The 12115-nt window shown below is 59.6% G+C and carries 9 protein-coding genes; 4 read left to right on the forward strand and 5 right to left on the reverse strand.

The window, feature by feature from the left end:
* Positions 1-366 precede the first annotated feature (366 nt).
* The gene (locus tag ACO06R_RS06755; protein ID WP_421857621.1) at positions 367-2202 is read left to right on the forward strand and encodes an ATP-dependent nuclease; all 1836 of its coding nucleotides are present in this window, start codon (positions 367-369) and stop codon (positions 2200-2202) included.
* Between the two features lie 413 nt (positions 2203-2615).
* Complete coding sequence (locus ACO06R_RS06760; protein ID WP_421857624.1) at positions 2616-2768, forward strand: hypothetical protein; 153 nt, start codon at positions 2616-2618, stop codon at positions 2766-2768.
* A gap of 93 nt (positions 2769-2861) precedes the next feature.
* Here ACO06R_RS06760 and uvrB read toward each other — a convergent pair whose 3' ends face one another.
* Both uvrB and ACO06R_RS06770 read right to left on the reverse strand, forming a co-directional pair.
* A complete protein-coding gene (uvrB, locus tag ACO06R_RS06765) occupies positions 2862-6047 on the reverse strand; it encodes an excinuclease ABC subunit UvrB (RefSeq protein ID WP_421857626.1) in 3186 nt (1061 codons plus the stop codon).
* A 78-nt stretch (positions 6048-6125) separates the two neighbouring features.
* Positions 6126-6656, reverse strand: coding sequence for a SixA phosphatase family protein (locus ACO06R_RS06770; RefSeq protein ID WP_421857628.1), 531 nt, complete (start codon positions 6654-6656; stop codon positions 6126-6128).
* 217 nt (positions 6657-6873) lie between these two features.
* On the opposite strand from ACO06R_RS06770, the gene ACO06R_RS06775 reads away from it, so the two are divergent.
* Positions 6874-8703, forward strand: a complete 1830-nt coding sequence (locus tag ACO06R_RS06775) for a M15 family metallopeptidase (RefSeq protein WP_421857631.1) — start codon at positions 6874-6876, stop codon at positions 8701-8703.
* 16 nt (positions 8704-8719) lie between these two features.
* Here the strand turns inward: ACO06R_RS06775 and ACO06R_RS06780 are convergent, their stop codons facing one another.
* From ACO06R_RS06780 to ACO06R_RS06790, 3 genes are all read right to left on the reverse strand, one after another.
* Complete coding sequence (locus ACO06R_RS06780) at positions 8720-9406, reverse strand: zinc metallopeptidase (protein ID WP_421857634.1); 687 nt, start codon at positions 9404-9406, stop codon at positions 8720-8722.
* An 82-nt stretch (positions 9407-9488) separates the two neighbouring features.
* Positions 9489-10376 (reverse strand): HNH endonuclease, encoded by an 888-nt coding sequence (locus ACO06R_RS06785; RefSeq protein ID WP_421857637.1) that lies wholly within the window; start codon positions 10374-10376, stop codon positions 9489-9491.
* 53 nt (positions 10377-10429) lie between these two features.
* Positions 10430-11062, reverse strand: coding sequence for a class I SAM-dependent methyltransferase (locus ACO06R_RS06790; protein ID WP_421857640.1), 633 nt, complete (start codon positions 11060-11062; stop codon positions 10430-10432).
* Positions 11063-11217: 155 nt separating this feature from the next.
* Between ACO06R_RS06790 and ACO06R_RS06795 the strand changes: the two genes are divergently transcribed.
* Positions 11218-12093, forward strand: coding sequence for a LysR family transcriptional regulator (locus ACO06R_RS06795; RefSeq protein WP_421857642.1), 876 nt, complete (start codon positions 11218-11220; stop codon positions 12091-12093).
* The last annotated feature ends 22 nt before the right edge of the window (positions 12094-12115 follow it).

Below are 12115 nucleotides of genomic sequence, written 5' to 3' on the forward strand. Positions count from 1 at the left end.
ATGCACCGCCCGACCTGCACCGTACCTCTCCCCGTGAGCCGGTGCGCACGCCGGGCTTCCGCGAAAGGGCAGGAGGGATTGTACGGGAGGTTGCGGGGCGGTGGACAAGTTTTTTCGGATACGCCCGCGCCGGTCTCGGCGACCTGGGCGCCGTAAAGCTTGCGGATAGCCGAGACGAGCTCGACGAATAGCGGGGGAGGGTGGGGGAGGAGGGGGAAGTAGGTGGGGGGAGGGGGCGGTGCAAGTGGGGGGGGGCAACCATCTCAACTAGTTGGCCCATTGGCATGGGCGTGTTGAGGCGACTAACCTGCAAGTTATAGACAAACAGGGCGAAGAAAATCAAAATGCTAAGAATCAGGATTAGGAATGCTGCCGGATCGGCGCCAATTTTCGAAAACGGAACATATGATTGAGAAAATAAGAATTCGCAATTTTCGTTCTATCTCAGACATTACACTGGATGCTTGTGATTTAAATATACTAATTGGGAGAAATGATACCGGAAAGAGTAATATACTTAGGGCTATTAATCTGTTTTTTAATGGACAAACCGACTTCAGAACCGAATTTAATTTTAACAGAGATTTTTCGACTCACGCGATCACCGGACAAGGGAAAGCGCCAGAGGTTCGTGTGGACCTTACATTTAGTATACCGAATGGGTATACATCTCCTTCAGGAGCCAGGCAAATTCAATATACGAAGCGCTGGAGAAGCGACGGCTTACGTGAGGTAGATCCTGTTTTTGTTCTTAGTGGTAATAAAAAAGAGAAAATAGGTGGCCGATCAAAAATCAGATCATATCTAAAAAATATCGATTTTCATTATATACCCGCTTTGAAAGGTAAAGAGTTTTTCTCAGAGCTTCTTGCTGACATATATGATGTGCTGTCGGAGGTGTCTGAGGATGATTTACAGGATGCATCTGAACCGTTGCAAACGGCCGTAGAGAATGTCTTGGGTGAAGTCTCTGAAGAGTTAGCGGGTTACCTTAAAACCGAGAGTAATCCGAAACTACCGACAAATCTTAGATCTGTTTTTCGTTTAATCCAGTTTGAGTCGGAGGGTATCGATCTGGATCGGCGCGGTGACGGTATAAGAGTTCGCCATGTGCCATCATTGGTAAAATTTCTATGCGATCTGAAAGCACGACGTGCCGGCCATTATCAGTCATTTCACATTTGGGGATTCGAGGAACCAGAAAATAGCGTTGATTTTATATCCGCTTTTGATCTGCGCGAACAGTTCGCTGAAATCGCCTTTAAGAGCGAGTATCAATTGTTCTTAGCAACGCATTCGCCAATATTTTTTCACCTCGAGGAGCGTGAGAGCGTGCAGGCAATATATTTCTCAAAGCTCGAAGGAATTACGCGCGTTTCGGACAATGAAGGCGACATATGGGACGAGATGGGCGTTTTACGTGTGGTTTCTCCATTCATCGAAAAAAGTAAGAGTCGAATTAGAGAACTAACCCAGTCATTGGACTCTTTAAGAGAGCGCCTTGAAAATGAAACGATCAATCCTCGGCAGAAAACTCTTTTTTGCGAAGGAGATTCAGATCTCGCGGTACTTAAAATCGTGAGAGAAAAAATCGATGTTCTGAGTGATGTGGCAATTGTAAGTTCAATTTCATCTGGTAACGCATCAGCTTCTCAAGTGGCGGACAATTTAGTTGGATGGCATCACTTTCAAAAAGGATTGGAGGTTAAAGATCGAGCAATAGCAGTCGGCTTGCTCGATAAAGATGATGCGGGGTATGATGCAAATACGAAGTTTAATGAAAAGCTAGAGGGTGAAAAAACAAGGCTGGCTAAGATTTCATATTATGAACCAAGCCAAAGCATTGTTGCAGATGCAAAAATATTTGGATTTTTGCCGAACCCTTGTTTGGAATGGTTTGCGCCAGATGAAATATGGAAGGCCTTTTTCGAAGCAAACTACCTAACTAAAAAATCAAATGAAATGATTTTCAGATCACTAACTAACGCAAAAAAGCAAGAATTAATAGGAAGTGGTATTAATTCACTTTTCACGATTGAGGACGATTCAATTCTCAAGTTCTTGTATCAGCCGCAGATTGGAAGAAAAAAAGATTTCTCAGAGCGCATGGTTGAGTATTTTTCAGGGGAAGCGCAGCGTTCAGAGAGCTTCAAACGCACTTTTTCAACGTTAGGTTCGCTTTTCAAAGGTTCTCTCGTTTAGGCATTTTTGCCGAAGTGAGGATCGCTTATCGTTGATGGTGAGAGCAGTTCTCTGATTTTATCATATTGAAATTGTTGCGAATATTGGTACGTAAATTTCGCGCAATGCTTCTCTACGATTGACATACGTCTCAAAGGGCATCATATCGGAAAACGATAAAGCGGGCTAATGAGATGAATAGGACTTAGCCTGATTTTAAACTCTAACCTCTAGGTTGTTAGGTTAGACGTATAGCCCCTAAGAAGGGAACTAAACGCCAGAATTGAGTGTTGGATTTGCGCTCGTACAAAAGTACGGGGAGAGTTTTTTGTACCCAAGTTTAGGGAACCAACGCTCTAAGTTGGCTTATTCAGACTCTGTGGTTCGTTCATTTTAACTTTGTGAAACGAGCGGCCTGAGCACGAGGCACGACCATGGCTGAAGAACGTGATAAATTGCTGATAAAAATCGGGCAGAGCTTTGAAGCTAATGCGTCCGGAAGGCTCGCCGTCGGGACGGTGATTCTACTATTCTTTCTGGTCTCTCTATTGGTAGTCCTTGGGTTTGGCGGCGCAATCCTAGGTTGAGTTCGGGCCATCAACTCTCATAATCTTGCAGAGATGCTAAGTTCCCATCCTTTGTCATCCTTACCTCGATACCGAGGATGACGGAGGGTGGGATTACCGCCCCGGCCGGCCAGTCTTGCCCGGCTTGCGCTTGCGAGCGCGTTCGTCGGCGGGGTCTTCGTAGCTGCCGACGCCGATCTTGTGGCGTTTTATCGGCTTAACGTCACCATCGCGCCCCCCCTCTGTCGGCTGCGCCGACATCTCCCCCGCGAGGGGGGAGAGCGGTTTCGGCGGCGGGGTCCTGCCCACCGGCTTCTCGGTGCGGCCGACGGTCATCTCGTCGAGATGCGGCTTGTGGAAATAGCTTTCGGTCTCGTTTTCTCCGCTCACGGCCGAGCGCTCGCCTTGCTCGCTGGCCTGCGCGGGCGCGGCCTGACCGGCCGACGCGCGGTCGCGCTTGCCGCCTTTCGGCGGTTTGCCCTGCGCGACGCGCTTGCGTGACGCCTTCGTGTTCTCCACGCCCGCGTCTCTATCCAAAGCGTCGTCCATGAGGGCAAGCTCCGTCTCGCGCAGGCGCTTGATCTCGTCGCGCAGGCGGGCGGCGGTCTCGAAGTCGAGATCGGCGGCAGCGTCGCGCATCTGGCCTTCCAGCGCCTTGAGGTGGGCCTCGAGATTGGCGCCGATCAGCGCGCCCTCGTCAGCGGCGAATCCCTTTCCTTGGCCCTTGGCGCCGGTGATGTCGGCGCGGACATGGTCGCGCTCATAGACCGAATCCAGAATGTCGGCGATGTTGGCCTTGACCGATTGCGGCGTGATGCCGTGCTCGGCGTTCCAGGCCATCTGCTTTTCGCGACGGCGGCTGGTCTCGTCCATGGCGCGCTGCATCGAGCCGGTGATATGATCGGCATAGAGGATGACCTTGCCGTCGACATTGCGCGCGGCGCGGCCGATGGTCTGGACCAGCGACGTCTCGGAGCGCAGGAAACCCTCCTTGTCGGCGTCGAGGATGGCGACGAAGCCGCATTCGGGAATGTCGAGGCCCTCGCGCAGCAGGTTGATGCCGACCAGCACGTCGAAGGCGCCGAGGCGCAGGTCGCGGATGATCTCGATGCGCTCCAGCGTGTCGATGTCACTGTGCATGTAGCGGACGCGGACGCCCTGTTCATGCAGATATTCGGTCAGGTCCTCGGCCATGCGCTTGGTCAGCACGGTGACAAGCGTGCGGTAGCCGGCGGCCGAGACCTGGCGGATCTCGTCGAGCACGTCGTCGACCTGGGTCTTGGCGCCGCGCACCTCGACCGGCGGGTCGATCAGCCCGGTCGGGCGGATGACCTGTTCGGCGAAGACGCCGCCGGACTGTTCCAGCTCCCATTCGCCGGGTGTGGCCGAGACGGCGATGGTCTGCGGGCGCATGGCGTCCCATTCCTCGAAGCGCAGCGGGCGGTTGTCCATGCATGAGGGCAGGCGGAAACCGTATTCGGCCAGCGTCGCCTTGCGGCGGAAGTCGCCGCGATACATGCCGCCGATCTGCGGGATGGTGACGTGGCTCTCGTCGATGAAGACGATGGCGTTGTCGGGGACATATTCGAACAGGGTGGGCGGCGGCTCGCCGGGATTGCGGCCGGTCAGATAGCGCGAATAGTTCTCGATGCCGGCGCACGAGCCGGTCGCCTCCAGCATCTCCAGGTCGTAGCGGGTGCGCTGTTCGAGGCGCTGGGCTTCGAGCAGGCGGCCGGCGCGGTTCAGCTCGTCGAGGCGCAGGGCCAGCTCTTCCTTGATCGACTTGGTCGCCTGGTTGAGCGTCGGGCGCGGGGTGACGTAGTGCGAGTTGGCGTAGATCTTGACCGACTTCAGCGCGTCGGTCTTCTTGCCGGTCAGCGGGTCGAACTCGTCGATCGTCTCGATCTCGTCGCCGAACAGCGAGATGCGCCAGGCGCGGTCTTCCAGGTGGGCCGGGAAGATGTCGATCGTGTCGCCCTTCACGCGAAACGAGCCGCGCACGAAATTGACGTCGGCGCGCTTGTATTGCTGGGCGACGAGATCGGCGAGCAGTTGGCGCTGGTCGATGCGGTCGCCGACCTGCATCTGGAAGGTCATCGCCGTGTAGGTCTCGACCGAGCCGATACCGTAGATGCAGGACACCGAGGCGACGATGATGACGTCGTCGCGCTCCAGAAGCGCCCGCGTCGCCGAGTGGCGCATGCGGTCGATCTGTTCGTTGATCGAAGATTCCTTTTCTATGTAGGTGTCGGTGCGCGGGACGTAGGCCTCGGGCTGATAATAATCGTAATAGGAAACGAAATACTCGACCGCATTGTCGGGGAAGAAGTTCTTGAACTCGCCATAAAGCTGGGCGGCGAGCGTCTTGTTGGGCGCGAGGATCAGCGCCGGGCGCTGCGTCTCCTCGATCACCTTGGCCATGGTAAAAGTCTTGCCCGAGCCGGTGACGCCCAGAAGGACCTGGGTGCGTTCGCCCAGGTTTTCTGTTGATCCAAAACTTGCGCTTCCCTCGCCTGGCGCTCGGTCAACGTGCGTTTTGGATTGCGGTTCCACGTGCGACGTTCCCGCGAGGCCTTCACTGAGATCGGCGATGGCGGTGGGCTGGTCGCCGGACGGCTCGAACGGCGTCTGCATGCGGATGGCTATGCCGCCTTCGGACTTCTCGGGCCGGGCCGGGCGGTGCGGCACCCACAACTCGCCGTTCTTGTGCAGCGGATTGCCGGAATCGATCAGCGCCTTGAGCGCTTCCACAGTCGCCGTAACGCCGGTGGTAGACGCAAGCTGGCCGGCTTCTTCCAGCGACACGTCGAGGCCGGCGACCGGCATCAGGCCTGCCGCGGCGCGTTGGCGCGGATCGTTCGAGCCGCCGATCGAGGCACCGCCGCCGGTGCGCTTGTCGCCGACTTCATATCGGCTCGCGCTGTCGCGGCTCCGCCGCTTCGCTCCGCCGGGGCCTCGCGAAGGCTCGGACGGCCGGTCGGCCTTGCGGCCCTGCGGGCCGGATTGTTCTGCTCCGCCCTTAAGCTTCTCGCTTCGCTCGGCGCTGGCGGACCGGCCCTGCTTCTTGCCTGAAGGTTCGCTGGACGCCGGCGCTCTGTCGCCAGAAGCTTTTCGCCTGTGTTTCCCAGCCTTCGACCTGATTTCCCGCGTTTCGGCGTCGCGGGCCTCGCGCGCCGCCTCGGCCTCGAGTTCGCGCACCCAGTCCTCGACGGACCCGCTTAAGGGAGCGCCTTCGAACTCGGCTTGCGGGGCTTCTTCAAACCCGGAGGGCTTGCCCGTTTTCTTCTCTCGTTTGGCCATGCGGCCAATATGGGAAAATGGCGCGGCGATTGGAAGGGCAAAGCCTGGCCGTCGCGTCCGGCTGCTGACAGGGGGGTGTCAGGAGGGCGGGGGCTCAGCGATGTCGCGCGGTCGCATGAAATCGGTCAGGGCCGCGCTGCCGGGCCGAAGTGCGGCCGGGCCGGTGGACAGTTCGAAGCGGGCGAGCGCGGCGGTCGGGAATTTTTCTTCCATGCGGGCGCGGGCGACGGGATCGGACCCCGGCCCGGCCAGCAGCGCCGCGCATTCCTCCATGCCCGGATTGTGGCCGACCACCACGACCGCATCGGGCAAGTCTTCAAGACCACGCAGCAGGGTCAGGATGGCGTCGGGATCGGTCATGTAGAGCGATCTTTCGAGATGCATTTCGACGGCCACGTCGAACTGTTCGGCGACGATCGCCCAGGTCTCGCGGGTCCGCAGCGCCGGCGAGACAAGGGCAAGATCCGGCACCCAGCCATGCTCCGCCATCAACTGGCCGATCAGTGGCGCCGCGTTGCGCCCGCGTTTCGCCAGCGGCCGGTCGAAATCATCGAGCGCCGGATCGTCCCATGAGGACTTGGCGTGGCGCAGCAGGTAAAGGAATTTCATCTCGGTGTTCCGGTGGTGTTCGGCTCGGCGCATCGTGCAGTCCAGCCGCAGTGGCAGTCAAATCCAGCCGGCGGATGTCGCTGAAGCGCGGCCAAGACTACGTGAAGTTTTGCCTATCGGTTTACGTCGTGTTTCTGCCCAGCCATGTGAGCGAAGTGCCTTATCTTGCTTTTATTGCTCGATAAACGCATAGTTCATGCGGCATTGGGAGGCATGTGTGTCGAGTATCTCCGAAGAAATGCGAAACGCCTGGGCGGCCTATGAATGCCAGCGCGAGAAGATGCGCCGGATCGATTTTGGTGCTGACATCATTTACGTTGCACCAGAAACCGTCGATGCTTGGAAAGCACTTGAATGCGTCCTCGCGGCATTCGGCTATCACACCCGCGTCGAGGATACCGACAGCTACAACTGCCGGGACACGAAGGCCGGCGGTGCCCGCAGCCTGCATTCCTACGGTATCGCGCTGGACGTCAACTGGAAGACGAACCCGTATCTCGACCATGCCGGCACCCGAAAGCCACGTTTCTCCGATGGCGTGACGCAGGGTGACCGGGCGCAGGACGTCAAGCTCGGCAAGGCCGACACCGACATGACGCGGGCGATGGTCGACGCGGCGCTGGCGATCCGGACCAATGGCGGCAACCAGGTGTTCGGCTGGGGCGGCGACTGGCGCAGCCTGAAAGATGCGATGCATTTCCAGATCGAGGTGACCCCGGACCAGATCGGCACCGGGATCGACTGGCCGACCGTCAAGGGGTGGGATGCGCACGCGGTCGATCCACCGGAACCCGACACCGGTTACGATGCGGAGGATGCGCCCGACGCGCAAGACGATACCGGAGGGTATGATATGGCATTGCCGAAAGTGTTTTTCGATACGGTCCGCGGCCCGCTGTTCGGCGGCGGCTTGACGCAGTCCGCGGTCGACAACATGAACAAGATCGTCGGCTACTGGCTGGAGACCTATCCCGACAATCCGCTGAACCAACTCGCCTATGTGCTGGCGACGGTGCGCCACGAAGTCGGTTCCAACATGCGTCCGGTGCGCGAGGGGTTCAAAAAGACCGATGCGAGCGCGCGGGCCTACGTCCAGAAACACTACGGCCACAAGGGTTCGGATTGGTATTGCTGGCCGGCCGGCCCGCACGGCCATGTTTATTACGGGCGCGGCTTTGTGCAACTGACCTGGCTGAGCAACTACGAAGCCCAAAGCCGCAAGCTGGGAATCGACCTGGTGCGCAATCCCGAGGATGCGCTGAAGACCGGTGTCGCCATTCAGGTCCTTGTCAACGGAATGATGGACGGCGACTTCAACGGGAAGGGGCACGGACTAGCGCATTACGTCAACGAGACGCGGCAGGATTTCGTCGGGGCGCGGCGAACGGTCAATGTACAGGACAAGGCGGGCCTGATCGCCGGCTATGCAAAAACCTTTCTGCGGGCGCTGGAGTTGTCCGAACCGGACCTGCCGCATGGCGTTGGGGGGCGATCCTGGCCGGACTGGCGAGGTGGGGGCACTGCCGGGCCCGATGTCGAAGAGCGCGAGAGCGAGTTGGCGGATCTGCTGCGAGAACTGATCGAGACGGTTTCAGGCGCTTCGGCGACACCCCCCCAGCCTACGCCGGCCGACCGGCTGAAGGACATGTTCGGCGGTTCGGCGGACGACGCGGACACGCTTGCGCGCCTGACGGAGATCATCACGCAACTGGAAAAGGCCGGCGTGATCAAGCCGGCGGACGGGTTGACGCCGATCAACCGGGCGCTCGGTGCGCCGATCGGCCGGTTGCTTAACGGCCGCAAGACGGCGCTGGGCGTGACCGGGCTTATTGTCTCGGCTTTCCTGCCGCAGTTGGCGCCTTTCATCACGGTGTTGTCGAACATACCCGGCACCGACGGAGCTGTGACCACGGACAATGTGCAGGGCATCCTGACGCCGCTTGCCGGTATTCTCGCTGGTTGGGGCGGGCTCGGCAAAATCGACAAATGGCTGCATAAACCGACCGTCGGCACCATTGCCGACCTGATCACAAGGCTGCGCAAGTAGCGGTGGCGTCAGGCATCTAACGCAGGATGCGGATCCAGCGGGCGAGGTTGAGCAGGCTCATCAGCGCGCCGGCGACATAGGTGAGCGCGGCGGCCCGCAGCACCGAGCGGGCGCCGGCCATGTCTTCGTCCGAAAGGTATTCGCCGGCTTTCAGGATCGGCAGCGCCTTGCCGAAACTGGCGTCGAACTCGACCGGCAGGGTGACGAGGTGGACGACGACGCGGATCGCCAAGAGCGCGACGCCGATGCCGATCAGGCCCAGCAGGGCGAGGGGCGAGCGGGCGATAACCATCAGCACCGGCGCGGCGACGAAGAACACTGCGGCGATGCGGTCGGTGACGGCGGCCACGCTGGCGAGCGACTGGCGCAGCTTCAACCCGCGTTCGCCGCGCAAATCCTGCAGCGCATGGCCGACCTCATGGGCGGCAACGGCGACGGCGGTGAGGCTGCGGCCGGCATAGTTCTGCTGCGACAGACGCACCGTGCGGCTTTGCGGATCGTAGTGATCGCCGGCCTCGGTGGTCTCCAGCTTGACGCCGTCGAGCCCGTGCAGCTCGATCAGGTGCTCGGCCATCTCGCCGCCGGTGCCGGGAAAATCGGGCCGGTCGTCGCCGTGGCGGCGCAGCACATGCTGCACCCAGAGCTGCGGGCCGAAGACGGCTGCAAGCAAAAGCGCGACGGCAAGAATGCCGAGAATGTGCATGGCGCATCTCCGGAGGGGCGGACCGGTCCGCCCGGTTCAGACCCGGATATAGGTGCGGTGCGCGGGAGCGGCAATGTGGGGGCTATTGCTTGAAGATGCACCGTCGGTGCCAGTGCAGGTATTCGGGGTGAGGCTGGAAGCGGTGGTCGGATGGCACTTCCGCTTTCATGTCGACCCTTAGAATGTGCGAGACATCGTGGTTGAGGTGGCGAGAACGGAGGATCGAGAAATCATCGCCAATCGACAGCAAGCCGCGATCAAACATCCAATGGACCGTTGCCGATAGCGCTATTCCATTTCTGACGGAGTCATTACCGCCCTTTTCGACTGGCCGGATATGCGCAGCTTCAACTTCGGGGCGTCCCATACCGTTGATCAGCCTGAGGCCGGTAAACGCACAAGTCCGATCATAGGCCGTCAGGACGTTTCGACGAAATTTACGATCGCGCCACTTGCGATTCATGATCTGTGTTGTGGTCGGGCGTTCGAACGCGGCCTGCGGGTTTTCATCAAGCCCGCTTTCGATTGTGCCATCGGCCGGATCCGACTCATCGCGGTCCGGCCATTCTTCGGGTGCAGAGAGCCCGGCTTGAACTATCGCTGCGAATTCTGCATCAGAGATGTTTCGTACCGCCTGCACCGCCCTACCGCCGCTGACCGCCCCGGATGGCAAGACCAGTGACCTCTCGAAGCCGCCATCTTGGCGGTAGTAAACATCGGTGTCGAAATCGATGTAGTTAGCCAAGTCTGCATAGAAGTGATCTGCTGCATTGGGATCTTTGCGGATGCCCCGGACTTCGGCGACGCCGGAATAGTGAGGGCCCTTTTTCCCAGTTAGCGGGCCGTAATACACAACCAAGTCATCAAGCGCATTTTCGACACGCGATAGGTACTGTCTTGGGAAGTGATATCGCACCCCTTTAACATCGTCGTATCCGCTGTCAGGCTTTTGATAGAACACGGTTTTCATGGCCGATGGTCATGAAAGCCCTAGCGTTCCCTTTAGTCAATTGCCTGTCAGCATTACCCCCTTTGCCCCACAACAAACAGGCTGTGACCGGTTGCGGCGTGCAGCCCGCTTTCCTCGACCGTGAAGCCAGCCTCGGCGACGGCGGCGGCGAAGCGATCCTTGGAGAAGAAGTTGACGAAGGGCGCGCGGCCGAACGCGCGCATGACGGGGACCGCCAGACGCGGCATGATGCCCATGTCGCCAACGCAGGGCGTCTTGGCGATCAACAATCCGCCGGGCTTCAAAAGCGTGTGGATGCGTTGAAGCGTTGCCGGCAGGTCTTCGACCAGATGCAGGAAATTGAACGTCAGCACGACATCATAGGCGCCTGCCTGAAAGCGCGTATCGTCGGGCGTGGCCGCGATGAAATCCGCATTCGCCGGACCACCTGTGTCAAGCTTCTCATTGGCGATGGTAATCATCTCCGGCGAGATGTCGGAGCCGGTTATGTGGTGAACATGCGGCGCATGCAAGATCGCCGTCGAGCCGGTGCCGCAGCCCAGTTCCAGTACGGTGTCTTCCGGTTTCAGCCAGGCGCGGGTGCGTTGAAGCGTCTTTTCGTAGGCGGCCGCGTCAGCGATGGGCTGGGCGGCGTATTTGCGGGCGAGACGATCCCAGAAACTGGCTTTGAAACTGGCGGTGGGCATGGCGGTTTCCAAGGCGGCGGTCACGGCGGTTGTCCTTTCAGGTTTGCATATCGGGCAGGCGGGGCAAAGGCGCTCCCGTTTCGTTGCCGCGTACTTATCCATGCGAAAACGAGACGGAAATTGCCGAAATTCGAAGTCATGCTATACGAATATGTATGGAAGAGTTCGACTGGAACCAGGCGCGCGGCTTTCTGGCGGCGGCCGAGGCCGGGTCGCTGTCAGCGGCGGCGCGGATGCTAGGACTGACGCAGCCGACATTGTCGCGACAGGTGGCGGCACTGGAAGCGCGACTCGGCGTAACGCTGTTCGAGCGCGTCGGCAATCGGCTGGAGATCACCGAAACGGGGCTCGACCTGCTGGAGCATGCGCGCCAGATGGGCGAGGCGGCGAACCTTTTGGCGCTGACCGCGTCGGGCCGGGCGCAAGCAATCGGCGGACAGGTGCGGATAACGGCAAGCGACGGCATGGCGGCCTATGTGCTGCCGCCGGTGCTGGCGGAAATCCGCGCGCAGGCGCCGGAGATCGAGATTGATCTGATGGTCTCCAACGCAGTGCGGGATCTCAGGCGGCGCGAGGCGGATATCGCGATCCGGCATGTGCGGCCTGACCAGCCCGACCTGATCGGCCGGTTGGTGCGCGAGACCGAGGCGGTGCTCTATGTCTCGCAGGGCTGGATTGCGCGGCATGGCCGGCCCCAGACGCCTGAGGATGTCGCCGACAAGGAGTTCATCGGGGTCGAGGACACCGGCAGGCTGATCGCTGCCTTCGAGCAAATGGGCCTGCGGCTTAGGCGCGAGAACTTCCGGCTGTCGACCGACAATGGCGTGGCGGCGACGGAGATGGTCCGCCACGGACTCGGTATCGGCGTGATGATCCGCGATCTGGCGGCGGCAATCCCGGATGTGGAGCCGATCCTGCCGCAGCTGGCGCCGATACCGGTGCCGATCTGGCTGGTGACGCATCGCGAACTCAACACCAGCCGGCGCATCCGCGTGGTTTTCGACCTGCTCGCCGAGGCGTTGAAACGCTGAATCCATCCTGTGCGCGTGTGCA

Source organism: Oricola sp., assembly GCF_965230365.1.
Classification (GTDB): Bacteria; Pseudomonadota; Alphaproteobacteria; order Rhizobiales; family Rhizobiaceae; genus Oricola.